Origin of the sequence: Streptomyces sp. C10-9-1 (assembly GCF_024497955.1) — a bacterium.
Taxonomy (GTDB): domain Bacteria; phylum Actinomycetota; class Actinomycetes; order Streptomycetales; family Streptomycetaceae; genus Streptomyces; species Streptomyces sanyensis.
The window spans coordinates 40,865-66,042 of the sequence record NZ_JANHKP010000005.1 but is presented as its reverse complement, the minus strand read 5'-3'; the positions used below and the strand labels follow the sequence as shown (position 1 = coordinate 66,042).

21 protein-coding genes are annotated in these 25,178 nt (G+C 76.1%); 9 read left to right on the top strand and 12 right to left on the bottom strand.

The features are described 5' to 3' along the window. Positions 1-273 precede the first annotated feature (273 nt). The 5 genes from NPS70_RS08435 to NPS70_RS08415 all read left to right on the top strand — a co-directional run bounded on the left by NPS70_RS08435 (position 274) and on the right by NPS70_RS08415 (position 6,709). Positions 274-1,764, top strand: a complete 1,491-nt coding sequence (locus tag NPS70_RS08435) for a DUF4331 domain-containing protein (RefSeq protein ID WP_256523450.1) — start codon at positions 274-276, stop codon at positions 1,762-1,764. 148 nt (positions 1,765-1,912) lie between these two features. Further along, the gene (locus tag NPS70_RS08430) at positions 1,913-3,304 is read left to right on the top strand and encodes a lipopolysaccharide assembly protein LapB (RefSeq protein WP_256523449.1); all 1,392 of its coding nucleotides are present in this window, start codon (positions 1,913-1,915) and stop codon (positions 3,302-3,304) included. After that, a complete protein-coding gene (locus tag NPS70_RS08425) occupies positions 3,301-4,965 on the top strand; it encodes a sulfite exporter TauE/SafE family protein (protein ID WP_256523448.1) in 1,665 nt (554 codons plus the stop codon). The genes NPS70_RS08430 and NPS70_RS08425 overlap by 4 nt, the downstream gene beginning before the upstream one ends. 232 nt (positions 4,966-5,197) lie before the next feature. Then, positions 5,198-6,097: a universal stress protein gene (locus NPS70_RS08420; protein ID WP_256523447.1), complete on the top strand. Its 900-nt coding sequence runs from the start codon at positions 5,198-5,200 to the stop codon at positions 6,095-6,097. Between the two features lie 201 nt (positions 6,098-6,298). Beyond that, positions 6,299-6,709, top strand: coding sequence for a hypothetical protein (locus NPS70_RS08415; protein ID WP_256523446.1), 411 nt, complete (start codon positions 6,299-6,301; stop codon positions 6,707-6,709). A 378-nt stretch (positions 6,710-7,087) separates the two neighbouring features. Here NPS70_RS08415 and NPS70_RS08410 read toward each other — a convergent pair whose 3' ends face one another. After that, a complete protein-coding gene (locus tag NPS70_RS08410) occupies positions 7,088-7,585 on the bottom strand; it encodes a hypothetical protein (protein WP_256523445.1) in 498 nt (165 codons plus the stop codon). Between the two features lie 537 nt (positions 7,586-8,122). Between NPS70_RS08410 and NPS70_RS08405 the strand changes: the two genes are divergently transcribed. Further along, on the top strand, positions 8,123-9,493 hold the full coding sequence (locus NPS70_RS08405) for a globin domain-containing protein (protein WP_256523444.1): 1,371 nt from the start codon (positions 8,123-8,125) through the stop codon (positions 9,491-9,493). 595 nt (positions 9,494-10,088) lie between these two features. On the opposite strand, the gene NPS70_RS08400 is transcribed toward NPS70_RS08405, so the two are convergent. Further along, positions 10,089-10,760, bottom strand: a complete 672-nt coding sequence (locus NPS70_RS08400) for a triacylglycerol lipase (protein WP_256523443.1) — start codon at positions 10,758-10,760, stop codon at positions 10,089-10,091. 648 nt (positions 10,761-11,408) lie between these two features. Next, positions 11,409-12,005: a GNAT family N-acetyltransferase gene (locus NPS70_RS08395; protein WP_256523442.1), complete on the bottom strand. Its 597-nt coding sequence runs from the start codon at positions 12,003-12,005 to the stop codon at positions 11,409-11,411. A gap of 398 nt (positions 12,006-12,403) precedes the next feature. On the opposite strand from NPS70_RS08395, the gene NPS70_RS08390 reads away from it, so the two are divergent. Then, positions 12,404-13,063, top strand: a complete 660-nt coding sequence (locus NPS70_RS08390) for an NADPH-dependent F420 reductase (protein ID WP_256523441.1) — start codon at positions 12,404-12,406, stop codon at positions 13,061-13,063. A gap of 174 nt (positions 13,064-13,237) precedes the next feature. After that, complete coding sequence (locus NPS70_RS08385; RefSeq protein WP_256523440.1) at positions 13,238-13,711, top strand: hypothetical protein; 474 nt, start codon at positions 13,238-13,240, stop codon at positions 13,709-13,711. Between the two features lie 144 nt (positions 13,712-13,855). Here NPS70_RS08385 and NPS70_RS08380 read toward each other — a convergent pair whose 3' ends face one another. After that, a complete protein-coding gene (locus NPS70_RS08380) occupies positions 13,856-14,734 on the bottom strand; it encodes an EamA family transporter (RefSeq protein WP_305885642.1) in 879 nt (292 codons plus the stop codon). A 277-nt stretch (positions 14,735-15,011) separates the two neighbouring features. On the opposite strand from NPS70_RS08380, the gene NPS70_RS08375 reads away from it, so the two are divergent. Next, the gene (locus tag NPS70_RS08375) at positions 15,012-15,911 is read left to right on the top strand and encodes a LysR family transcriptional regulator (RefSeq protein ID WP_256523439.1); all 900 of its coding nucleotides are present in this window, start codon (positions 15,012-15,014) and stop codon (positions 15,909-15,911) included. Positions 15,912-15,989: 78 nt separating this feature from the next. On the opposite strand, the gene NPS70_RS08370 is transcribed toward NPS70_RS08375, so the two are convergent. The 8 genes from NPS70_RS08370 to NPS70_RS08335 all read right to left on the bottom strand — a co-directional run bounded on the left by NPS70_RS08370 (position 15,990) and on the right by NPS70_RS08335 (position 25,128). Beyond that, on the bottom strand, positions 15,990-16,418 hold the full coding sequence (locus NPS70_RS08370; RefSeq protein ID WP_256523438.1) for a helix-turn-helix domain-containing protein: 429 nt from the start codon (positions 16,416-16,418) through the stop codon (positions 15,990-15,992). A 131-nt stretch (positions 16,419-16,549) separates the two neighbouring features. Next, positions 16,550-17,122, bottom strand: a complete 573-nt coding sequence (locus tag NPS70_RS08365; RefSeq protein WP_256523437.1) for a GAF domain-containing protein — start codon at positions 17,120-17,122, stop codon at positions 16,550-16,552. Next, the gene (locus NPS70_RS08360) at positions 17,119-17,961 is read right to left on the bottom strand and encodes a S8 family serine peptidase (RefSeq protein WP_256523436.1); all 843 of its coding nucleotides are present in this window, start codon (positions 17,959-17,961) and stop codon (positions 17,119-17,121) included. The genes NPS70_RS08365 and NPS70_RS08360 overlap by 4 nt, the downstream gene beginning before the upstream one ends. Continuing rightward, the gene (locus tag NPS70_RS08355) at positions 17,958-21,122 is read right to left on the bottom strand and encodes an adenylate/guanylate cyclase domain-containing protein (protein WP_256523435.1); all 3,165 of its coding nucleotides are present in this window, start codon (positions 21,120-21,122) and stop codon (positions 17,958-17,960) included. The genes NPS70_RS08360 and NPS70_RS08355 overlap by 4 nt, the downstream gene beginning before the upstream one ends. A 20-nt stretch (positions 21,123-21,142) precedes the next feature. Continuing rightward, the gene (locus tag NPS70_RS08350) at positions 21,143-21,376 is read right to left on the bottom strand and encodes an aroma-sacti cluster domain-containing protein (RefSeq protein ID WP_256523434.1); all 234 of its coding nucleotides are present in this window, start codon (positions 21,374-21,376) and stop codon (positions 21,143-21,145) included. Next, complete coding sequence (locus tag NPS70_RS08345) at positions 21,373-22,098, bottom strand: iron-containing redox enzyme family protein (protein WP_374211963.1); 726 nt, start codon at positions 22,096-22,098, stop codon at positions 21,373-21,375. Before NPS70_RS08345 ends, NPS70_RS08350 begins: the two co-directional genes overlap by 4 nt. After that, complete coding sequence (locus tag NPS70_RS08340; RefSeq protein WP_256523433.1) at positions 22,095-23,213, bottom strand: radical SAM protein; 1,119 nt, start codon at positions 23,211-23,213, stop codon at positions 22,095-22,097. The genes NPS70_RS08345 and NPS70_RS08340 overlap by 4 nt, the downstream gene beginning before the upstream one ends. A 55-nt stretch (positions 23,214-23,268) precedes the next feature. Beyond that, the gene (locus NPS70_RS08335; RefSeq protein WP_256523432.1) at positions 23,269-25,128 is read right to left on the bottom strand and encodes a BTAD domain-containing putative transcriptional regulator; all 1,860 of its coding nucleotides are present in this window, start codon (positions 25,126-25,128) and stop codon (positions 23,269-23,271) included. Between the last annotated feature and the right edge of the window lie 50 nt (positions 25,129-25,178).

Here is a 25,178-nt window from a genome sequence, read left to right as displayed (position 1 = left end):
GCCACGGGAATGCCGGGGCCGCCGGCCCACCCCCGCCCACCCCTGCACGTCCCTCCCCACCTGCGCGGACCCTTGCCCGGCGGTCTCCCCGCGCGCGGTCCGCGCGCCCGCCCGGGAAACCGCCCCGCCGAAATTCGCAGCGATCAAGACCAAACAAAACCGCCCCGGCGCACGTACTAGTCGGACAACCGGACCGGACCGGAAGTCGGACGAAGGACGAACGTGATGACGCCGAAGACGTGGGGCAGCCGGCCCCGACCAGCACGCCGGAGCATGGCTCTGTTCACCTGCGGGGCACTGGCCGCAGCGGGGCTCTCGGCCGTGGGCGCCGCGGCGCTCGAGCCGCGCACCGCGACGGCATCCAGCCACCGGGAGGCCCCCCTGATCTCGGGGCTGCCGCAGCTCGACAACACGGACGTGTATGCCTTCGTCAGCCCCGATCACCCCGACACGACGACGATCGTGGCGAACTGGCTGCCCTTCCAGGAACCCGCGGGAGGACCGAACTTCTTCCCGTTCGCCAGCGACGCGCGCTACACCATCCACGTCGACAGCGACGGGGACGCACGCGACGACCTGCTCTACCGGTTCACCTTCACCGACCACCGCAAGAACGAGCACACCTTCCTGCACAACACGGGCGTGGTGGACAGCCTGGACGACCCGGACCTGAACTTCACCCAGACCTACGACATCGAGCTCGTGCGGCTGAAGCACGGCAAGGCCGTCTCCTCGCACCGGCTCGCCCGGAACCTGCCGACCGCGCCGGCCAACGTCGGCAAGGCGTCCATGCCCGACTACCAGAAGCTGCGGGACCAGGCCGTCCACGAGGTCGCGGGCGGGCTGAAGTCCTTCGCGGGCCAGGCGGACGACCCGTTCTTCCTCGACCTGCGCGTCTTCGACCTGCTCTACGGCGGCGACCTGTCGGAGGTCGGCAACGACAGCCTCAGGGGCTACAACGTCAACTCCATCGCCCTGCAGGTCCCGAGCGTCTTCCTGCGCGAGTCCGAGAAGCAGCCGGTCATCGGCATCTACTCGACCACGGAGCGCCGCGGCGCGAGCGGCCACTGGACGCAGGTGTCGCGGCTGGGCATGCCACTGGTCAACGAAGTGGTCAACCCGGTCAAGGACAAGGACAGGTTCAACGCCTCGTCACCCGTGGACGACGGCGACTTCCTGAAGAACGTCACCGAACCGGAGCTGCCGAAGCTCATCGAAGCCCTCTACGAGATCGAGGCGCCGGCCGAGCCGCGCCAGGACCTCGTGTCGGTGTTCCTCACCGGCGTCGAGGGCCTCAACCAGCCCGCCGGCGGGACACCCTCGGAGATGCTGCGGCTGAACACCTCCGTCAAGCCGGTGGCCGAGCCGAAGCGCCTGGGCGTACTGGAGGGGGACAACGCCGGATTCCCCAACGGGCGCCGTCTCACCGACGACGTCCTCGACATCGCCCTGCAGGTCGTCGAGGGCGAACTGGTCGGATCCCAGAACGACCTGGGCGACGCGGTCGACACCAACGACAAGGAGTTCGGCCACACCTTCCCCTACGTCGCGCTGCCCGCCTCCGGCTCGGACACCCGGGCCGCCGCCGACGCGCAGAGCAAGAGCGCCACCGCCCTCGACGGAGGAGCCTCACGCCTCTCCGGCTCGTGGGGCCAGTACACCGTGCCGGCCGTCTCCGGCGCGGGCGCCGTGCTCCTCGTCGCCGTGGGAGCCCTCTGGCTGCGTGCCCGCCGCCGCCCCGCCCGCCGGTCCTGGCTCGGCTGACCCGACGCCGCGGGCCCGGGGTGAGCCGGCCGGCTCACCCCGGGCCCGCGGCCCCGAACCGCGACCGGCGCGTCCGCGTCGTCCCGCCACCCGCGAACGACAGGCGTCAAGCCGCCCCTTCTCGACAGGACCGAGGAAGTTGACACACATGCCCCGACCCAAGCCGATGCTCGCGCGAGTGCGGGGGAAAGGCCTGCGTCTGCGGACGGCCGCCGTGGCAGCCGCCGCCCTGGCGGCCACCGCCGCCGCCACCGTGGCGGGCGGAGCGGAGCCCGGCCCCGGGCAGCCCGCCCCCGCGCTCGCCGCCGGCGTCCCGCTCTCCCGGTCGACCGCCGACGACCTCGCCCGGGGCACCGCGGCCCTGCAGCAGCACCTGAAGGCCCAGCCGAAGGACGCCACCGGCTGGGCGGCCCTCGGCACCGCCTATGTCGAACAGGCGCGGACCAGCGGCGACGCGGCCCTCTATCCCAAGGCCGAAGCGGCCTTCGCCCGGTCGCTGGAGCTGCGTCCCGCAGCCGGGAACGACGCCGCCCTCGCCGGGCGGGCACTGCTGGCCGCGGCCCGACACGACTTCACCGCCGCACTCGGACACGCCGACCACGCCCTGCGGGTGAACCCCTACAGCGAGCAGGCGCTGGCCGGCCGGGTCGACGCCCTCGTGGAACTCGGCCGCTACGAGGAGGCGTGGCAGGCCGTGCGACTCGCCGACCGCCGACGCCCCGGCCTGCCGGTCTTCACCCGGTACGCGTACCTGCTGGAGCTGCGCGGCGACACGGCGGGAGCCGAGCGCCTGCTCAGGCGGGTGCAGGACTCGGCCACGGGAGCGTCGGAGCGGGCGTACGCCGCCACCGCGCTCGGCTGGCTCGCCTGGGACCAGGGCCGGTACGACCGGGCCCTCGGCCATTTCGAGGACGCCCTGCGGGCCGATCCCGGGCATCTGCCGGCCCTTGAAGGCCGCGGACGCACCCGTGCCGCACAGGGCGACACGCGGCGGGCGCTCGCGGACCTCGGGGAGGCCGTACGCCGGCAGCCGCTCCCGGAACGGCTGGCAGCCCTGGGCGAACTCCACGAGGCGGCCGGGCGGCACACCGAGGCCCGGCAGCAGTACGCCCTGGCCGGGACCTGGCTGCGCCTGGCCTCCGCGGGCGGTGTCTCCACCGACCTGGAAGCGGCCCTGGTCGCCGCCGACCACGGCGACCCCCGCCAGGCACTGGCCTCGGCACGTGCCGAGTGGGAACGCCGCCGGACCGTCCACACCGCCGACGCGCTCGCCTGGGCCCTGCACGCCAACGGGCGGGACAAGGAGGCACTGCGCCACGCGCGGCAGGCGACGGCCACCTCGCCCGGCTACCGCCATGCACCGTTCCTCTTCCACCGGGGCATGATCGAGCACGCTCTCGGCGACGACGAGAGCGCCGAGCGCCATCTGCGCGCCGCGCTGGAACTGAACCCGGGCTTCTCGCCCACCGGGGCCCGCGAGGCCAGGGCCGTGCTCCAGAGCCTGGCGGCCGCGGGGCGGGGCGAGGGGAGCGCCCGGTGACGCCGCGCGCCGTCGCGAACGCTGTCGGCGCGCTCCTGGCCGGGGCCGTGCTCGCACTGCTCCCCGCCCAGACCGCGCAGGCCCACCCGCTCGGCAACTTCACGGTGAGCCAGTACGACGGGCTGGTGGTCTCACCCGGCCGGCTGGGCGTGGACCACGTGGAGGACCTCGCCGAGATCCCCGCAGCGCAGGAGCGGGCCCGGATCGACACCGACGGCGACGACCGGCTGACGGAATCCGAGCTGACGGCGTGGGCACGTATCCGGTGCGAGGCCGCGGCCCACGGCGCCCGCCTCGTCGTCGCGGGCGACCGCGCCACGGTCACGGCCGAGGCGGCCCGGGCCCGGGAGCAGGCGGGCCAGGCCGGGCTGACGACCCTGCGCGTGAGCTGCACGCTGACGGCGCCGATTCCGCGCGCTGAGGAGATCCGCTTCTCCTACCGGCCCGCCCGGGCCGCGACCGCGGCGGGCTGGCGTGAGATCACGGGCCGCGGCGACGCCATGACGCTCGACGCATCGGACGTGCCGCAGGAGTCCGTCTCGCAGCGCCTGCGCGCCTACCCCGACGACCTCCTGTCGTCCCCGCCGCGGCAGGAGACGGCGGGGTTCACCGTGCGGCCCGGTGGCCCCGCGCTCGCCGACGGTCGCAGCGAGGGAAACGGCTCCCCGGTGGCGAGCGTGCTGCCGCGCGGGGCCGACCGCTGGGCGCAGGCGCTGACCGGCCTGGTCGCCCGGCACGAGCTGACGCTCGGGTTCGCCGCGTTCGCCCTCGCCGTCGCCCTGGGCCTCGGCGCCCTGCACGCTCTGGCCCCGGGCCACGGCAAGACGATGATGGCCGCGGCCGCGACGGCCGGAGGCCGGTCCTCGCTGCGTGACGTCCTTGCGCTCGGGGCCTCGGTGACCCTGACCCACACCCTGGGGGTGTTCGCGCTGGGGGCGCTGATCACGGCCGGCTCGGCCGCCGCGCCCACGGTGGTGTCCTGGCTGACGGTGGCGAGCGGAGCGCTGGTGGCGCTCGCCGGAGCGCTCCTGGTCCGCAGGGCCTGGCGACGGCGCCACGCGCCCGGCCATGCCCATGCGCACGGCCACCCCCATGTCCACACCGACGGGCATGCCCACCCCCACGGGCCCGGCGGCGAGGGCGGTGACCGGCACCCCGGCGAGGCCCGGACCGGGCCGGCGGGGGAGCGGGTACCGGCCGCAGCCGTCCACGCAGCCGTCCACGCGGGCGAGGGGACGCGGCACCCCTCCGCCGCCCCCGCCGCGCCGACGGACCACGCCCACGGCCACTCCCACCCCCACGTGCACTCCCACCTCCCTCCCGCCCCCGGTCTGCGCGGAGTGGTCCTCATGGGCCTCGCGGGAGGGCTGGTGCCGAGTCCCTCGGCCGTCGTCGTCCTGGTCGGCGCGGCGGCCCTCGGGCAGGCATGGTTCGGCTTCCTGCTGGTCCTCGCCTACGGGGCGGGTCTCGCGCTCACCCTCGCGGCCGCGGGCTTCGCGGTGGTGCGCCTGCGCGACACCACGACCCGCAGGCTGATGCGGCGACCGCACGGGCGGCTCTTCGCGCTCGCCCGCCGAGCGGCTCCCCTCGCCTCCGCCGCCGTGGTGCTCGCGCTCGGCTGCGGGCTGCTGCTCAGGGGCGTGGCGACGACCCTGGGCTGAGGGACGGGGACGACGCCGTCCAGGCCCGCGGGGCGCGACAGGGACGTTCGTCCCGGACCAGGGACCCCCGGGTCCCTACTTCCGGACCGCCGGGCGGTGGGAGCGTGGAGGCAGATCGCGACAGGCGAGAGACCGCGGACCGCGCGGGAACCCGTGTGCCGCGGCGAGCAGGAGCACCGCGGGCGCCGCGAGGACGCGGCGCGGACAGGTGCGGCCGTACCAGGAGGAACGAATGAGCAACCCCATCACCCTCGGGCCCGTCGTCGCCGGTGTCGAGGGTTCCGCACAAGCCCGGGCGGCCGTCCTGTGGGCCGCCGCCGAGGCGGACCGCCGCGGACGGCCCCTGCACCTCGTCCACGCCACGGGAACCGACAAGCGCGCGCTGTACGCCTCCGCCGACACCGTCGAGAAGGTGCGGGAGGCGGGGCGCGACCTCCTCGCCGGGACCGCCGAACTCGTGGCGGAGCGCTTCCCGGCCCTGACGGTCACCAAGGAGCTGAGCCCCTCCGGCGCGGTGAGCGCACTGCGCGAGGCCGCGGGCACCGACGGCACGATCGTGGTGGGCAGCCGCGGGCTCGGCGGCTTCGGCTCCCTGATGCTCGGCTCCGTCGGCCTCGGGGCAGCCGCCCACGCCACGGTCCCCGTCGTCGTCGTCCGCGGCGACCAGCACGGGGCCGAGGACTCCCGGCGCGTGGTCGCGGCCGTGCGCGGGCAGGACGACCTGCCGTGGGTGCGCTACGCGGCGCAGGAGGCCCTGGCCCGCAAGACGGAGCTCCGCCTGCTGAGCGTCTGGGCACCGCTCGCACACGTCGGCACCGAACTCACGCTGCTCGACGACATCGACGGTGTGGCGCGGGAGCGGGTGCACGAGATCGGCCTGCTCGTCGACGCACTCGCCGGGGAGTTCCCGGACCTGGCGGTGACCACCGAGGTCGAGGGCTCCCGCTCCGTACCGGGCCTGCTCGTGGAGGCGGCCGACGACGCGGCGCTGCTCGTCCTCGGGGCCCACCGGCCGCGCCTGGGCATCGGCCGCGCGCTCGGCCACGTCGCGCACGGGGTGCTGCACCACGCCCGCTGCCCCGTCGCGATCGTCCCGCGCGAGCCGGACGGCGAGGACGCCCCGCAGGGGTGACCCGCCCGCGGGCACCGGGAGGGGCCGATGCGTCCCGCCGACGCCGGCCGCGTCGGCCCCTCGGACCGGAAGGGGCTGCCGCGGCGTCGGGGGCGTACGCCACGAACGCCGCCGCCGTCATGAGCACGGGTACTCATGACCGGGACGCTCCCGTGGCCGAGACTGGCCGTCAGGTGTCGGATGAACCACGGAGGACGGCGTATGCGTGGGGGGAAGGCCGCCGCGGCGGTCGTGCTGACGGCTCTGGGGACGGCCGCGGGGGTGGCGACGCCCGCGGTGGCGGCCGGCGGTCTGCTTCCCCACCCGGGTCCGGACGGCCTGGTGTGGGTCGACGAGGCGACGGGCGACGGGGGAGTCGCGTCCGGAGGGGCGTGGGAGGGCCTGCCGACGGTGCTCACCGTGGCGTGCGAGGGCGGGGGCAGTGTGGCGGTGACCATGGATTCGCAGGGCGACCGCGTTGCCGGGTTCCTCGTGGACTGCCCGGTCGGCGCCGCAGGCGTGGGATCGGTGACCATGGAGGCCGGTGCCGTCCGGCCGGGGTCCTTCACCATCGGCGTGGACGCTTCGGACGAGGGCGTCCGCTGGGCCCTGACCGTCACCCAGCCCGAGTAGCCCCCGGCCGGCCCCGAGGGGGCGCCGCGTCGGCAGTCTCCCGGCGCGACCCCTCCCGGCGGGCGCCGTGGGCCGTGCCGCTGCCCGGCGCGGAAGGGCGGCGGGGGAGGAAGGCCGACCGGCGGGCCCGCCGGGAACGGGTCACCGGGCCAACGGGCCGCCGGGGACGGCTCCTCGGCGTGCCCGCCCCGGACGCCCCGGCACGCCGACCGCCACCGGGGCACCCGTGGCCAGGAGAGGGAGACGGGTGCCCCGCCCGGTCCCTCTCGCCCCGGACGGCGCCACGGCGGCACGCGCGTCATCGACGGGACGCGCACGGTCCCCCTCGGGACGGGGAGGGCGCCACCGCGTCGACGGGCCCGGCCGCCGCCGCACCCGTCACCGGCACGGCCAGAACCGCAGCAGGTAGCGCTCCACCCCGGTCCCGGTGCCGGTGCCCGCCGACAGGGCGGCGGCCGCCGCCCGGCCGACGCAGCCGACACGGACCCGCCACGAGCCGCCGGACCCGCCCAGTACGACGGCGCCGTCCATCCGGCCCGACAGCAGGGACCACACCGCGAGTTCGCCGCTCGACGACTCCACCGTCGCCTCGCCCTGCTCGTCCCAGTCGACCGCGTCCTGCGGGGGAGCGCCGTCCCACACCTCCACATCCACCGTCGCGTGGTGGGTGTGCCCCCCGCTGGTGATGTCCAGACGCCCCGGATGCACGCCGAGGAACGCGTTGACGTCCACGCCGTCGGGAAAGGGGACGGGCAAGCCCCCGTCGTCGGAATCCTGCAGCCCGAACACGTGGTACCCCACGTGCACACTCAGCCGCTGCCGCCGTACGAGCCGTGCCACGTACACCACCCCCTCGGCGACCGGACCGGCCGGCACCCGCGGGAGGGGAGGCCCGTCCGTCGCCGGACGTCCTTCGCCGACCGGCCCAGCCTGCCACGGCCCCGGGGCCGCCGCCCCGTGGTGCGCGCCGGATGCGCTCCGCCCCGCCTGCCCCTCCGGACGGGGAACGGGGCACCGCCACCGGCGGGCGCATCCGGCCGCACGGCGCAGTCAACCACCTGCCGCGCCGGTGTCCCGAGGGCCGAACGTCCCGCCCGACCAGGGCCGTTGGGGCACAGCAGCCGAGTGCCATACTCCGGTCCGTCGAACCGCGGAACCCGCACCGAACAGGAGCCCTGCGATGCCTCAGCCCACCCCGCACACGTCCCCGGCACCACTTCTCGCCCGCGCCACCGTCCCCGCCGCCGGGGCACTGCCCGGCGGCCCCTCGACCCCCGCGGCCTGGTACGCCCTCAGGCCGCCCCGAAACCACCCGGCACCGGCACGAACACGGGCCACGCAACAGGCCCAGGCACCCGCGTCCGCCGCCCGGGTGCTCCCCGCACCCGTCTGCACCCGCGCCGGGAGCCACACGTGACCACCGCCGACTACCACGCCCTGCTCGCCCGCCAGGAGGCCATGCACCTGCGCAAGAGCCTGCTCACCGCCCCCGCCGCCCCGGCGCCGGGACGCCCTGCCCCGCGCGCAGGCACCCCGTCGGCCGTGGCCGACCCGTACTCCGGTGGCGGGCACGACAGCGCCCACGACCAGTGGCTCATCACACGGCAGCTGCCGCTCGTCCTGCCCCTCGACCGGCTCATCGCCCACCTCTACGACGCGATGTTCGAGCGCCACCCCTCCCTGCGGGCCCTGTTCCCCGACTCCATGGACTTCCAGCGGGCCCACCTGGAGCGGGCCTTCCGCTACCTCGTCGAGAACCTGCACCGTCCGGTCCTCGTCACCGCCTACTGCGCCGCCCTCGGCCGGGACCACCGGAGACTGGGCGTCCGGCCCGCCCACCTGGCCGTGTTCGAGGAGGCCCTCGCCCAGGGGCTGCGCCGCAGCGCGGGCGCGGCCTGGACGCCCGAGCTGGAGGCGGCCTGGCTGCGCATGCTGCGCTGCGGTGTCGCCGCGATGGTGGCCGGAGCGGAGGCCGCGGCCGGCGAACCCACCCACTGGAACGCGGAGGTGACCGGGCACCGGGTGCATCACACCGGCGGCGGTACCGTCGCCGTGCTGCGGGTACGGCCCTCGGAGCCGTACGCGCACCGCGCCGGCCAGTACGCGAGCCTCCAGTCGCCGATGCTGCCGCAGACCTGGCGGCCGTACGCCCTCGCCGACGCACCCCGCCCGGACGGCGAGCTGGAGTTCCACGTGCGGGCGGCGGGTGCGGGCGGGGTGGGCGAGGCACTGGCCCTGCACACCCGGCCCGGCGACACGCTGCGGCTGGGCCCCGCGCGCGGCACCATGACCCTGGACGACGCCGACCTCGCGGAACGGGACGTGCTGGCCGTGGCGGCGGGCACCGGCTGGGCCACGGCCAAGGCCCTGCTGGAGGACCTGGCCGCACGGCGTGTTCCGGGCAGGGCCGCCCACCTGCTCCTCGTCGGCGCCCGCACCCGCGGCGACCTGTACGACGCGCAGGCGCTGGAGCGCCTCGAAGCCCGGTGCCCGTGGCTGCGGGTGACCTGTGCGGCGCCCGGCGAGGAGCTGCCCTTCCACCGGGGCTGGGCGGACTGCACGGCGTACGTCGGCGGACCCCCGTCCGTGGTCGAGGAGGTCCTGCGAACCCTGACCGGTCACGGCCTTCCCGCCCACCGGGTGCACCGCGATCCGCGACCGCCGAAGCGCACCCGGCCCCCGGGCCCGCACGCACGCGTGCCCCTGCGGCCCGCCACCGAGGGCCCCGGTTCGCATGCCCCGCTGGACGGCGTACCGTCCGCCGGGCTCCGTCCGGGCACATGAGCCGCGCCCGTACCGGACCCGGACCGGCCCGCGAGGCGGGCGGTGACGGGCGCATCGCCCTGGCCTGACGGGCTCCGCCGGTTCCTTCCGGCACCCGCCGGGCGGCGACCTCCGTCGCGGGTGCACGGCCCGCGGCTGCGTCCGCGGGGGGTCTGTGGCGGGCACCTGGTCCAGGTGGCACCGGACCCGGTGTGCCCAGACGCCCTGGAGACGCAGGACGCGCAGAGGGGGGCGGCGCCCGGCCTGCCGGCCGAGAGCGTCGGCGCGTGGCGTGAACTGCTCACGGGGGCACCGGCCTTCGGACACCAGGACGCCCGGCCCCGGCTCACCGGGCTCTCGCCCGGTTCCGCCTGATGAGGCGGCGTCGGCACTCCGCCGGGGACCGGGAGCGGCACCGGCCCCGGGCCCGGTGCGCCCCTTCGGCGCCGCCGGGCCGAAGGGGTGGTTCCGGGGGCGGTTCCGGGCCGGGGCCCGTACGCCGCGGCCCGGAACCACCCCTCGCGGCTGCCCGTGACCGGCTCCGGACGCGGCACCGGAGGTACGCCCCGGTGCCTGCCTCAGCCGATGCGGCGGACGGCCGGCGCGGTTGCCGGGCTCAGGCGATGAAGTCCCGCACCTTGGCGTAGTTCCCCGCGTTGTCGTTCATGTTGTTGTGGCTGATGCAGCCGACGGACACGTTCGTGGCGCCGCTCAGCTTCGCCGACGAGTCCGGGTTGATCAGGGCGTCGCACGTCGAGTAGAGCGCCAGGTAGTCGAGGCCGCCGGGCGTCTCGTCCCCGGCGTTCAGGGCGCCGAGGAAGCTGCTGCCGGCGACCATCTCCCAGCACGAGGTGTAGAAGGAGCACAGGACGCTCAGGTCCGTGCCGTGGTTGACGCCGGCCACCGAGACGAAGTCGTCGACGTAGGAGGTCCCGCCGTTGAACTTGACGTACCAGCGGGCGCTGAGGGCCCCCATGGAGTGGGTGACGACGTCGACTCTCTCGGCACCGGTCGCCTCGCGCACCTGCGCGACCTTGGCGGCGAGCTGGGACGCCGTGGTCTTGTTCGACTGCTTCCAGTTGTAGGACCAGGTGAACAGCTGCGAGGAGTCGTAGCCGTCGGCCTTGAACTTGCCGATCCAGGTGTTCCAGGTGCTGGCCGAGCTGCTCAGGCCGTGGACGAAGATGACCGGGTCCCGCGTGTCGGCCTGCGCGGGCGCCGCCGCGAGGAGGGGGGTGACGGCGGCGGCCACGGCGCCGAGGGCCACGGTGCGGAGGAAACGCTTCATTTGGCTGTCTCCAGCGTTCGGCCACACCTCGTCCCGTGGGGGAGCGCGGTGTGGGTGGGGGATGGGGAGAGCAACACCGGCCGGTGGCGTCGGAAAAGTGGCACAGGGCGGCTGGTTACCGCTAGGTAGCCGAATGTTTCATTCAGATGACAACACTCGCTGTGAGTGCCCTGGTGACTGTGCGTCAGGGACAAGTCGTAGGCGATCCGGGCACTCGGGACCTGTCCACCCTGGTGTCCGGGTGGGGCCGGCGGCGCCGGACGCGGTACCCGCCCGCCCGGAGGAGGGCGGCCCGGCGGATCGGCCGACCGCGTCCCGGGCCCGGCTCACCATCGGAGCGGTCCGCGGGAGCGGCGGGCGGACGGCATCGTGCGCAGGGCCGCGCAGGGGGCGCCGTTCCCGCCGTGTGCGTCGTCGCGGACCGGCGCTCCGGCGGTGTGCGATCCGCGGTGGCCCGGAGGCGCAGGCGGCGCCGGCCGGCCCGCCGGCAAGGGCCGGGGACGCGGCCCTTGCCGTCGGGTGCGAGCTGCCCGAACCGTCGGCCGGGCAGCTCGCCTTCGGCGGGTGACCCGGGGTGAGGCCGGACTCGGGGCTGCCGGTGGGGGCGATGCGGGGAGGCGCCCGCGGCCGGGCGGGGCAGGCGATGCCTCAGGGGCGCCGGAAGTCCTCGCGGTTCAGGAAGACCAGCTGCGCCCGCTTCTCGGGGAGTTCCACCTCCGGGCCCTTGGTGAAACCGGTGCGCACGAAGCGCTCGATCGCCCGGTCGTTGCGGGCGTCGGGCTCCGCCACGATCCTCCTGCGGCCCGGGTTCCCGAACAGATGGGCGAGGAAGGAGCCGAGCAGGGCCCCGGTGAAGCCCGGCCGCGCCGGGCCGGCCGGCGTGCCGATCAGGACATGGATGCCGAAGTCGCCGGGGAGGACGTCGTAGCAGTCGGCCACCGGGTCGTGTGCGGGCTCGTAGGTCTGGAACAGCGCGACCGGTCGGCCGTCCAGGTGGACGAGGTGGGCGTGGTGGGTCGTCAGGGAGTCCAGGTACGCGTAGATCTCCCGGACGCGTTCCCGGCTGGCGCCGAGCATGCCCCAGTACCGGGCGCGTTCCCTGCTGACCCAGGAGTGGAGGAGGGTCGCGTCCGAGTCCGGGACGACGGGGCGCATGCTGAGGGTGCCTAACCCCTCGATCGCTTCCCGGTAGATCGTCGCCGGGTCGTCCGGGGCGGCCGTCGTGTGGTGGTGATCGTGTGTCATGCGCCCGTAATCCACTCGCGAAGGGCCCGGGCCGGCAACCGCGCCGATGCGAGCGGCGCAACGCCCGGGGGGCCCAGGGGCCCAGGTCGGATCCATGTAGGGTACCGGTAGTCGTTCATGGGCGAGTACTTCTGCGGGGACCGGTCCGCCCCACCGGGCCGGTGCCACGGGGCCCTTGCCCGCGGAGCCGCTGACGGCGCGGCTCCCGTCCGGGTGCTCCGCCGGGGAGGTGAGCGGGGGCCTTCGCCGTCACCGGCTGCCGGTGACCTGCCCCTGCTGCACCGGCCGCGGGCGCACGGCCGCCTGCCGCGTCCTCTGCGGGCGCTGACGGGCTCGCGGCCCTCGTGCGGCGCGTCCGCGAGACCGACTGGAACTCCGTCCCACGGAAGGGCGACACCATGAAGATCACCGTCCTCGGCACCGGCGAAGTCTGCCGGCTCCTCGCCCCGGCCCTCCTGTCCCTGGGGCACGAGGTCGTCGTCGGCACCCGTGATCCGGAGACGACCATGGCGGAGAACCGTCCCTACCGCCTGCTGGCCACCCGTCACCCGCAGCTGCGGCTGGCCTCCTTCCCGGCGGCCGTGGACACTGCCGAGCGCTCCGGTCTGGTCGTCAACGCGCTCTCCGGGCCGGCCTGCCCCGACGCGCTCGCCCCGCTCGCCGACGGCCTCACCGGCCACGTGGTGATGGACGTGTCCAGCCCCTACGACTGGTCCCGGCCGGACGCGGTCCTGGATCCGGTCAACACGGACAGCCTCGGCGAGGCGATCCAGCGTGCCCTGCCCGGCAGTTACGTGGTGAAGACGCTCAACACGCTGGCGGCGCAGGTGATGCCCGAGCCCGACGCGGTCGGGCCCGACCACACCGTCTTCCTCAGCGGCGACGACGAGACGGCCAAGGCCCGGGTCGGCGACCTGCTCAGGGCGCTGGGGTGGCGGGACGTCCTCGATCTGGGGGGCATCGGTACGGCACGCGCCACCGAGATGATGCTGCGCATGTGGATCGACGCCTCGCGAGCGCTGGGCACCCACCTCTTCGGATTCAAGATCGTCCGCTGAGGCGGCCTTCTCGCACCCCGGTGCCCGGCTCGCCGGGGCACCCTGCCCCGCGAGGGAGCCCGGGGCCCCGGTGCGGGCGGACCCGGCGGCCCGGCGGAGGAGGCGGCGCCCCGCGGCGGCGCGGCCGAGAGCGGACGTAGGGTGGGGCACTCGCCGGGCCGGGGGGTGGGAGCCGTGGAGACCACCGTCCAGTGGATACGGACGTCGTGGACGAAGCAGTGCCGGGGAGGCGAGGCCGCCGCTCGCAGGAACGCGGCCCCGGTCGGGTTCACCGTTCCGCAGCTGCCGCCTGCGTCCGCACACGCGGTGCGGATGCACGAGAGGGACGGCTTCGCCCCCCACGAGAGCCGGGAGCACCTGCGCGCGGTCGACGTGCGGCTCCGCGAAGTCGACGGCCGGCTGCTGGTCCTGCCCCGCGTGAAGTCGCTGCACGCCGTGCCTCCTCGGCCGCGCCGGCCTCCGGCCGTGCGCCTTGCGCCCGGCCAATGGGTCCGATGGCACCTCAACTACCGTTTCAGCAGTGCGGCAGGGGTGCGGGGCTGGACGTACTGGATGGACACGTTCAACATCGCACATGGTCCCGTGGGGAACGACGTGTTCCTGTCGACGCCCGCGGTGCTCGTCGACGAGCGGGGGCCGCTCAGGTAGCCCCGTTGCCACGTCGCCGCCACCGGGCCCGCCGGGTCTCCGCCTCCGTGCGGAGAGGCGGGCCGCCTGCCGTTGCCTTCGCCGCCCTCCTGCTCCGGGGGCCGGGCCCGTCCGAACGCGGCGGCGGGGAGCCGGGGCGGGAGCTCATCGTGCCGTGTGCTTCTCCCGTCGCCGCTTCGGGGCCTCCCTGTGCCCGCGCTCGCGGGGCACCTGCCCGGCGACGAGCGCGGTCAGTGCGAGCGCGAAGCCCGCGCACTGCGGCGGGGCGAGGCCCTCGCCGAGCGCGAGGAACCCGATCAGCGAGGCGACCAGCGGTGAGACCAGCACGAGCAGGGCGGTGGCGGTCACCGGGAGCCGGCCGATGCCCCGGAACCACAGCGTGTAGGCGAGGACGCCCCCCACCGTGCCGAGCCAGAGGTATCCGGCCGCGGCGCGGCCGTCGACCGCGGGCGGCATCCCCTCGACTGCGAGGGCCACCGGCAGGAGCACCAGTCCGCCCGCGGTGAGCTGCCAGCCGGCCAGCGTCAGCGCCCCCGCTCCCGGCGGCCGTCCCCACCGCTTGGTCAGCGTCACGCCCAGGGCCATCGACGCGGTCCCCGCGAGCCCTGCCGCGACCCCCGTCGCGTCCAGCCCGGCCTTCGGCCCGAGGACGACCAGCCCCACCCCGGCAGCCCCGGCCAGGCCCCAGCCCACCCGCCACCACGACGGCGACTCCCGCAGTACCACGACCGCCAGACCGGCCACCACGATCGGCTGGACGGCTCCCAGCGTCGCCCCCACTCCGCCGGGCAGCCGCTCGGCGGTGAGGAACAGGAGAGGGAAGAACACCCCGATGTTCAGGGTGCCCAGCACCCCGGCCTTCCACCACCACGCCCCGGCCGGCAGGACCCGTGTCCACGCCAGCGCCAGCAGCCCCGCCGGGAGCGAGCGCGCCAGGGCGGCGAACAGCGGACGGTCCGGCGGCAGGAACTCCGTGGTCACGGCGTATGTCGTGCCCCAGGCCACGGGAGCCAGCGCCGTCAGCGCGATGAGCGCGGCCCGCCGCCCGCCCCGCGGCCGCGCCTTCGCGGGGCCCGTCGGCCGCCGGTCGGCGGAGGCCGCGGCGCCGGTCGTCGTGTCGGCGGGTGCGGGGGTGGTCGAGGGGGCTGCCGGTGCGGAGGTGGTGGCGGGTGCCGAGGGGGACGCGGTGGAAGGGCCGGGTGCGGCGGTCTGCTGGGTCACACCGGCAAGTCTCGAATCCCCGCATCCATGAGTCCAGGACATGCTTTTCATTCCACCGATCGTGAATCATGATGGATGTATGGACCTGCAGCAACTCCGCTACGTCGTCGCGGTGGCCGAGACCCGCAGCTTCACCCGGGCTGCCGAGCGGTGCTTCGTCGTCCAGTCCGCGCTCAGCCACCAAGTGGCCCGGCTGGAAAGGGAACTGGGGCTCAGGCTGTTCGCGCGCACGAGCCGCCGTGTCGAACTCACCCAGGCCGGTGAGGCGTTCCTGCCCGCGGCCCGCGAGTCCCTCGCGTGCGCCGAGCGAGCGGTCACCGAGGCGGCCGCCGCCACCGGCGAGGTCCGCGGCCGCCTCACCGTCGGGGTCATCCCCACCGTCGCCGCCGTGGACATCCCCGACCTGTTCAAGGAGGTCCGCGACCGGCACCCCCGGGTCCGGATCGCCCTGCAGACGGGCGCCAGCGACGCCCTGGCCGCACGCGTCGCGGCCGGAGAGCTGGACGCCGCCTTCCTCGGCCTGCCCGAAGGGGTTCCGCCCCGCGGGGTGCAGACGCGGGAGCTGGCCCGCGACCGCTCCGTCGCGGTCCTGCCGGCCGACCACCCCCTCGCCGGGCAGCCCCTGATCCCGCTGGCACGGCTCGCCGAGGAGACCTTCGCGGACTTCCCCACCGGCTCACCCGGCCGTGCGCAGAGCGACGTTGCCTTCGCCGCCGCAGGGCTGCATCGCGAGGTCGCCTTCGAGGCATCCGCCGTCGACCTGCTCCTGCGGCTCGTCCGCCGGGGGCTGGCCGTCACGCTCCTGCCCCGGATGTTCGCCCTCCCTGCCGGCCCGGGGCTGGTCACGGTCCCCGTCACCGACGGCCCGCGCCGCGTGGAGTACCTCGTCTGGAGCGACTTCAACCCCACACCGGCTCTGCGTGCCTTCCTCGACGTCCTGGACCGCCACGCCCCCCGCCCCGCTGCGGACGGCGGGTAGTGACCGGGGGCGCGGCGGTGCCGCGGCGGCCGGGCGGGGCACAGCGCCCGGCCCGCATCCGGTGGACGGGGACCCGCGTCAGCGGGGTGCGCCGGAGCCGCGCTCGCGGCGGGCGATCACGTCGATCATGTCGCTGATGGTGTCCACGCCCTCCGGGGAGAGGCCGACCGCGCGCAGCGCCACGCTGCGTACCCCGGCATCGCGCAGGGCCCCGAGGAGTTCCAGCTCGCGGGCGATCTCGGCCCCCTGCGCGTCGTCGAAGAAGTAGGAGACCGGCACCTGGAAGAACCGGGCCAGCGCTTCCAGGTGCCGCTTCGTGGGGTTGTCGCGCCGCCCGGTCCGCAGCTGCCAGAGGTAGGTCGCCGAGAAGGTCTCCCCGGTGGCCTCACGGCAGGCCCGGGCGACCTCCTCGTGGCTGTACTGCTCGCGGTTGGGCCGTCGCACGACGCGGAAGAGCGCGTCGATCTTCGCGGCCAGGTCCGCGCTCCCGGACTCCGGCTCCGTCACCGCCCGCCCTCCCTCGCTCCGTCCCCCGCCGGGCGCGCGCGTCGACCGGCGGGTGACCGCGTCGCGTCCGCCTTCATGGTAGGCGACGCGCCGCGGCGCGTCCGGAGGGTACGCGAGCGTGCCCGGCGGGATCACGGCGCCGGCGTCCCGCTCTCCAGCAGCCGTTGGAGACTGCCGACCAGGTCCAGCGCCGCGGCGCGCTCACGTGCTGCGCGCGGTGCCTCGACGCGGCGGTCCAGCACCACCCGCAGGGCGGTGGCGGCCTGGTCGGCGAAGAGGGCCAGCAGGTCGAGTTCCCCGAGGCTGGACCGCGACTGCGGCACGGGCTCCAGGACCTCCAGGACCCCGAGGACGCGCTCGCCGTGGAGCAGCGGTGCGGCCATGATGGCGTCGGGCACGAACTCCGTGGACTCCGCGAACTCGCGGTCGAAGACGGCGTTGTGGGCGAGGTCGTCGACCACCATGGGCTCACCCGAGGAGACCACCCACCCGGCGATGCCCCGGCCCGCGGGGAAGCGCCGCCCCACGAGGTGGTCCTCGCCCTGGCCGGACACCGCCTGGAAGACCAGCTCGTGGGCCGCCTGGTCGTACAGGAACACGGAGCTCGCCTGGGCGCCGAAGATGGCCCGCGCCACCTCGACCACCGACTGCAGCAGCTCCCGGGACAGCGGATCGGAGGCCGCGTCGGGGTGGGGTTCGGTCACGGGGCACCTCCGGTGCCGATGCGCACGTTGGCGGCGGACAGGTAGAGGGTGTTCTTGAGCTGGAACGTGGTCAGCCGGGGGTGCTTGGAGAGGACCCTGGCGCACTGTCCGGCGATGAACGGGGTGGCGAAGCTGTTCCCGGTCGTGCGGATCGTCGTCCCGCCCAGCCAGGCGGCCGTCACGTTCTGGCCCGGGGCGAAGAACTCGACCGGTGGAGCAGGGTTGTACAGGTAGAGGTCCGGGTCGTCCTCCTGGTGGCTGCCGACCGAGATCACCGAGGCGAACCGCCAGGGAAAGCTCTCCACCGGCATGTTGTGGGCGGAGGCGACGATCACGGTGCGCCGGAAGTACGCCTCGTCGGCCAGGGCGTGCAGCTCGGCGGCGAAGCGCGCCCTGGTGGTGGAGAGGCTGAGGTTGATCACGTCGAAGCCCTGCCGCACCGCCCAGCGCAGACCGGCCATCAGCATGTCCCCGGTGCCGGTGAAGCGTTCGCCCAGGACCCGCACGCTGTACAGCTCGCACTCGGGCGCGACGCGGCGGATGATCCCCGCGCACGCGGTGCCGTGGCCGCAGGCGTCGCCGTCGGAGCTGACACGGACCTCGGGTCCGGTCTCCGCCGTGACGACGGCCCAGGAGCCCTCCACCCGCCCGATCAGGGGATGGCCGTGCTCGACGCCGGAGTCCACCACGCACACCCGCACCCCCCGCCCGGTCCCCCCGTCGAAGGCCCACGCCGGTGCCACGGGCTCCCCGTCGGCGACGACGGCCACGTCGCCGGGGCCCCTGCCGCGGAGGTTCCAGTTGAGCCGGGCCGCCGTTCTCCTGGGTGAGGCGTTCATCCGGCGACCCCGGCCCCTTCCGCGGCGGCGCGCACGCGGATCTCCCGGGCACGGCGCACACCGGGCAGGTGGCCCTTGGCCCCGAACAGGGTCCGCGCCCGGTCCGCCGCCCGGGCGGCCTCGGCCCAGCAGCCCAGTTCCCGGAGCACCAGCGCCCGGTCCAGTGCCGCCGTCGCCCGCACGACGGGGGAGTCGGTCTCCTCGGCCGCCTCCCGGGCCCGTTCCGCCAGCCGCGCCGCCTCCCGCGCACGGCCCCCGGAGGCGGCCAGCCGGGCGCGCAGGCCGGCCAGGTCCGCCGCGTCGGCCCGGGGGAGCGGCCCGCCCGTGCCGCCACCGCGTGGCGACGGCAGGTGGCCTGCGGCCCCCGGGGCGTCCCCGCCGTCCAGCAGCAGGCGGGCCCACTCGCGCCGCACCGCGCCCAGCAGCGCGTCGGCCCCGAGGCGCCGGGCGGCGGCGGCCGCGCGCGCGAGGAGCGCCGCGGCCTCCAGCGGCCGTCCCGCCAACGACTCGACCGAGGCGGCGAAGAGGGGCACCACCACGGTGCTCTCCGCGTAGTGCAGGCCCTCCGCGAGCCGCCGGACGTCGTCCAGGCAGGAACGGGCGCCCTCCCAGTCCTCGCCCAGGGCGAGCAGGACGGCCAGGGGGCACCCCAGGGTCAGCCGGACGGTCGGACGCGGGCCGCCGTGCACGGCCAGCAGCTCCCGGCACCGCGCCACGGCGGTGCCCACCGGCTCGGGGCCCCGCCACAGGGAGACGCCGATGGCGCCCAGGACGACGGCCCGCTCCGGTTCGGCGCGGGTGAGCTCCGCCTCCCGCAGCGCGAGGGTGAGCTGGCGGTCCGCCTGCCCGTGGCGGCCCTGGAGCTGCAGCTCCTGGGCGATCCTGACACGGGCCCGTGCCTGGCCCAGGTGGTCCCCGGCGGACTCGAAGACCGGCAGCACCTCCTCGGCGGCCCCGACCACCTCGCTGGGCGCGGCGGTCGCCACGGCCAGCGCGAGCCGGGCGTGCGCGGCCTCGACCGGCGCGCAGGAGCGGTCCCCCACCGCCCGGAGCAGGGCGATCCCCTCCTCCGACCGGCCGGTGGCCAGCCGCACCTCCGCGAGCGGCAGGGCCGCGCCCGTCCAGCCCTCCTCGCCCTCGGTGAGCAGGCCCATGACCCCTTGGAGCAGGACACCGGCCCGGGCCAGGTCGGCCCGGGCCACGGCGAGGGCACCGGACCGGGTGAGCAGCCCGGCGGCGCGGCGGCGCAGGCTCTCGGTGTGCGGGTCGCGCAGGCCCAGCTCGACCCGGTAGCGGTGCGCGCTGCGCAGGTGGTCGGCCACCCGCGCGTCGCCGGCCTCCCGGACCGTCAGCAGAGCGGCGACCTGCTCGTGGAGCCGCGCCCTGGCCCGTTTGGCCAGCGAGCGGTACGTGACCTCCTGGACCAGCCCGCTGCTGAACCGGTAGGGGCGCTCCTCGGAGGCGGGGCGGCGCAGGGGCTGCACGAGCCTGCGCCGGCTGAGCCGGGACAGGGCGGGACGCACGCCGCCCCCGTCGGCGGCCGGACCGCCCTGCCGCGCCTGCCCGGCTGCCCGTCCGGGCTCCGCCCCGCCGGCGGCGGCCAGTTCGTCCAACTCGCCGTCGGTGAAGTCCCGGCCCAGCACCGACGCGAGGTCCAGCACCGCGCGTTCGGGCCGGTCCAGGGCGTCGATGCGGGCCGCGAGCAGCGCCTGCAGGGAGGGCGGAAGGGACGCGTCCCCGTCCGGTCCCGGTCCCCCGGCGGCGATCAGCTGCTCCAGGTAGAACGGGTTGCCCCCGGCGGCCTCCACGGCGCGGGCCGGTACGGCCGACCGGTGGGCGCCGACCTCGGCGAGCACGGCGGCCAGGGCCTTCGACTCCTCGGGCGGCAGTCCGGACAGCATCAGGGAGCGCGACCGCGGCCGTCCGCTGCCCCAGCCCGGGCGCCGGTCCAGCAGGTCCAGCCGCGCGGCGCACAGGAACAGCACCGCGGACAGGTCGAGCTCCTCCACGAGCCGGTCCAGCACGTCCAGGAGCAGCTCACCGGCCCAGTGGCAGTCGTCGACGGCGAGGACGACGGGACGGGCCCGGGCCAGGGCGGCCAGCAGCGCCACCAGCGCCGAGCAGGTGTCCTCCACCGACGGGCTGGGCGTGCCGTCGCGCAGCAGGCCGGCCTCCAGTACCGCGGTGGCCCTCCGCACCTCCGCCCCTTCGGCGGTTCGGGCCGGCGGCGTCGGCCCGCCGAGCAGCCGCCGGACGGCCTCCGCCAGCGGGGCGAGGCTGCCGTGGTCGCCGTAGGGACGGCAGCGGCCCGCACCGAACGCGACAGGAGCGGCGAGCCGCGCGTGCCACTCGCGCAGCAGCCGGGTCTTGCCCACCCCGGCCTCCCCGTAGAGGGTGACCAGCTGGGCCGACTCCTCGGCGGCGACGCCGTCCAGGGCGAGGCCCAGTTCGGTGAGTTCCCGGGCCCGCCCCACATAGGGCACGTCGAAGCGACGCAGCCGCTCCGGGTCGTCCCCCTCGACGGCCAGCAGCCGGTGGGCGGTGACCGGGTCCTCCTTGCCCTTGACCCGCAGCGGCCCCACCGGCTCGACGCGGGCGGCGGAGCCCGCGGCCAGCAGCGTCGGCTCCCCGACGAGGATCTCGCCCGGGCCGGCGTTCTGCTCGAGACGGGCCGCGACGTTCACCGTCTCGCCCGAGACGAGCTTCTGCCGGGTGGAGACGTCGGAGCTGGTCACCACCGGGCCGGTGTTGACCCCGATCCGCACCTGCAACCGGACGCCGAGCGACGTGCGGAGCCCGCTGTCGAGTTCCTCGACGGCCGCCAGCATGGCCGAAGCCGCCCCCAGGGCGCGGCGGGCGTCGTCCTCGTGGAGGGCCGGAATCCCGAAGACCGCCATGACGGCGTCGCCGATGAACTTCTCCACCGTTCCGCCGAACTCCTCGACGCAGCCGCGCATCGCCTCGAAGTAGTCCAGCGTGACGGAGCGGAGGGCCTCCGGGTCCAGTGCGCCGGACAGCGCGGTGGAGCCCACGAGGTCGCAGAAGACCACGGTGACGACCCGGCGTTCCTCGGGAGGCGCCGCAGGGGCGCAGGAGGAGCCGCAGTGCGGGCAGAAGCGCGCGTCGGCCGGTGCGGTACGGCCGCATGAGGCACAGTGCATGGCTGCTGTTCCCCGTCCCGTCAGAAGAGGGCTCCACCGGCGATCTCGCTGTGCGCGTGGACCTCGTCCCCGGCGTCCTCCAGCCGGGCCTTGATGTCCAGCAGCAGGGCGAGTTCGTCGACGCTGAGGCCGTGGATGAGCGTCCGCTGCTCCTCGGTGAGGGCGGAGACGTCGAAGCCCTGGGCCCGGAGCTCGCCGAGCACGTCGGGGGCCTCGGGGACTGCTTCGGGCGCGGGGCGGGCTTGCTCCGTCAAGACGTACCTCCTGCGGTTCCCGGGAAGCCGTGCGGGCCACCGGGGCGGGGCGTGCGGGTGAGTGTGCCGAACAGCCCGAGCAGGGCGTCGACCGTGAACAGAGCGCTCGTCGTCACGGCGTCCACCTGGCCGGGGGCCAGGTCCAGCCCGTCGAGCAGGGCGTAGAGGGCGTCGCTGTGGCCGGTGTCCAGGTCGGCGTGCGCGCGGACGGTGCGCAGGGCGGTCGCGGGCACGCCGGCGTCCCGGACCACCCGGTCGGCGAGCCAGTGCGCCGGGGCGTTGCCCTCCAGGACGGCGATGTAGCCCAGCAGGGCGACGGGGTGGTGGTGCTCGACCCAGTAGTACTGGGCGCCGACCAGCGAGGCCACGGCGGGCGGCGGCGGTCGTCCGAGCGCCGGGTCGGGGTCGTGGCCGAGAGCCGCCAGGTCGGCGGCCAGCCAGGCGTCGTGACCGCGTTCCTCCTCGATGTGGGCGGCGAGGTAGCGGGCCAGCGGCCCCGCGACGGGGTCGCGCAGCAGGGCGCAGCGCCCGGCGGCCCGTTCCATCAGCGGCACGGAGGCGCGCACCACACCGTGCATCAGCCGGAGGTACTCCGGGTAGCGCCGGGCGAGGCCGGGGGCGCGCCACAGCGCGGCGGTGGCCGCGCGCACCGCCGGTTCGGTGAGCCGCATCCTCGCGCGCAGGGCCTCCGCGGCCGTCGGGCGCGGCCGGGCAGTGGTCACGGCGCGGTCCCGGGCAGTGCCACGAGCTCCGCGAAGGCCGCGCAGCCGTGGCGGCGCACGTACTCCACCGGCCCCGCCTCCCGCCGCCGGCGGGCGGCCCGGCGGTCCAGCAGCGCCCCGGCGGCGCCGGAGGCGACCCGCGTGGCACCCTCGATCGCCTCCGGGTGCTCGGACAGGGTGCGGCAGCCCGCGCAGTAGCCCGCACCGCCGGCGGACCGCGCCTCCGGGCCTCCGTGGCGGGCCAGCAGCCGCAGCGGTCCGCCGGTCCGTACCGAGCGCAGCACCGGCGAGGCCAGCGTCCGCCCCCGCACGGCGGCCCAGCCGTCCTCGGCGACGTGACCGAGCAGCAGATGGGCCGGGACGGGACGGCGGTCGACCACGTCCTGGTTGCAGCAGGCCACCACCGTGCCGTCGGCCGCCACCACCGGCCAGGCGGCCATCGAGCACGGGCCGGAGCGCAGCGGGTCGACCGGCGCCGGGCCCGCGACCCGCGCGCCCGGCGGCCCGGCGGCCCGCCCCACCGCGCGGACGGTGTTCACGAGCATCGGCACGCGGTCGTCGAAGGCCTCGCGCACGGCCGTGGTCACGTCCGCCAGGTAGGGGTCCCGCGCATCGGTACCGACCACATGGAGGCTGACGGAGGTCCCGGAGTCCAGTACCTCGTGGACGACCCGGAAGACGTCGGCCCTGGCCACCTCCCGCTCGTGGAAGGCGTCCACGCTCACCGACAGGTGGTCGACGGCGCCGATCGCCCGCCGGATGCGGGCGGGGATCACCGCCCGGGCCCGGCGCGGGCGTCCGGCGGCACCGCGGGCGAAGAAGGCGCCCGTCAGCAGTGCGCTGCGGGTTCCCGCCCGCCGTGCCCGCACGGCCAGTTCGGCGCTGAGCTCGGGCATCAGCAGCGGTTCGCCGCCGGTCATCATCAGTACCTCGGGCCGGTCGCCGGGCGTGAAGGAGTCGACGAACCCGAGCAGCCGGCCGGGGTCCGGCCCGCCTGCGGACATCGTCGAGTCGGTGGAGCAGTGCGCGCAGCGCAGCGGACAGCGCCGGGTCAGCATCATCAGCAGCCCGGCGGCGGGCTCCGGGCGCAGGCCCATGAGCGCGGCGAGTTCCACGGCGGTCCTCCCTTCGGCTCGGTGCCCTGCCCCGCCCACTGTGGGCGGGGCGGGTTCACCCGGCGGCGGGCGTCGGTTCGGAACCGGTATGGGTGCTGCTCGCGACGGCGTACAGGTGCGTCAGACACGGCAGTTCGTAGCGGACCGCGTGGGCGGTGACCTCGGCGTCGGGCACACTGAGGACCCCCGCGTCGATCAGCCCCTCCAGCCGCCTGCGGAGCGGTTCCGCCTCGCAGCGCAGGGCGGTACTGGCCTGGTGCAGGGTGAAGACGGGACCGGGGAGCACGCCGAGGCGGCGCAGGAGCGCGCCGTCGGCCTCGGAGAGGTCGCGCCAGCTCTCGGCCACCCGGCGGCGCACGTCCACGTCCCCGGCGGCCAGTTCGTCCAGCAGGGCTCCGGGGTCCGCCAGCCGGGCGGCGAACTCGCGCAGCCGCAGGTGCCGCAGCACCGCGAGCTTCAGCCCGGCGGCACGGACGGCCAGGGGCAGCAGCCCGGTCGTGGCCAGGATGCCGTCGGCGGCCACCGGGTCGCCCTCCACCCGGCCCGGCCCGATGAGCCGGCCGAGGAGTTCCACGGCCTCGCCGCGGGTGAACGGCGGTACGTCCAGGCGGTACGCCCCCGCCAGACCGGACAGCCGGGACCGCGCGGTGACCACGACGGCGCTCTCTCCGCCGTCCGGGACCAGGGACCGGACCGCCCCCTCGCCCGCGGCGTCGTCGAGCACCAGCAGGACCCGGCGGTGGGCGAGCCACTCGCGCCAGGAGGCGGCGGCCTCCTCGGGATGGCCGGGGAGGGGTTCGGGGGCTCCGGCGAAGCGGAGCACCTCGCCGAGCACCTCGGCGGCCGGACGCCGCCCGCCGTCCTCCCGGCGCATCCGCACCAGGAGCCTCCCGTCGGGGAACCGCCGGGCGAGCCGGTGGGCCCCGCGCACGGCGAGGGCCGTCTTGCCGACGCCGACCGGCCCCGTCAGCACCGCCAGACGGCACCAGCCGCCGGACAGCACGTCCGTCAGCTCCCCGAGCAACGGCCCGCGTCCGGTGAAGTCCGGCAGGTCCGCGGGGAGGAGGCAGCGTGCACCGCGGCGCGGCCCGGCACCGGCCGCCGCCTCCCGGCCCCCTCCCGGGCGGAGGCCCGCCGCGACGGAGCCGCCGGACAGCATGGACCGGTACAGCGAGGACAGCGGGGGGCTCGGCTCCAGACCGAGCTCGGCGGCGAGCCGCTGCCGCAGCCCGTCGTAGACGGCGAGCGCCTCCGTCTGCCGGCCGGTGGCGTACAGCGCGTTCATCTGGGCAGCGATCAACCGCTCGCGCAGAGGGTGCTTCTCGGCCAGTTCCCCGGTGACGTCGGCGACGTCCCCGGCGTTGCCGAGACCCAGCTCGGCCTCGGCCCAGTCCTCGTGGACCTGCACCCGGCGCAGCTCCAGCCGCTCGGCCTCGGCCGCGACGGCTGCCGACGCGCTCAGCTCCGCCAGGGGCGCGCCCTGCCACAGGTCGAGGGCCCGGCGCAGCAGGCGGGCCGCGGCCGCCGGGGCGCCCTGGCCCGCCGCGCTCCTCCCGGCCCGCGCCAGAGCGTGGAACCGCGAGACGTCCACCTCGTCCTCGCCGAGGCGGAGCCGGTAGCCCCCGGCCTGGTGGGTCAGCCGGTCGCCCGCGCCCGCGTCCGCCAGGACCCCCCGCAGGGTGGAGACGTAGACCTGGAGGTTCTTCCGCGCGGTGCGGGGCGGGGCGTCCTCCCAGAGGGCCTGGGTCAAGGTGGCCACGGGGACGGGGCGGTCGGGGTTGCACAGCAGCATGGCCAGCACCAGGCGCTGCTTGAGCGGCCCGAGTGGCAAGGAGTCCCGGCCGCACCGGGCGGTCAGCGGTCCGAGGACGGTGAACCGCAGGGGCACCGGGGGCCGGGCGTGCGGAGCTTCCATGAATGTTCCCCCCTGAGCGGGACCAGGTCCCTGCCAGCAACAATGAGATC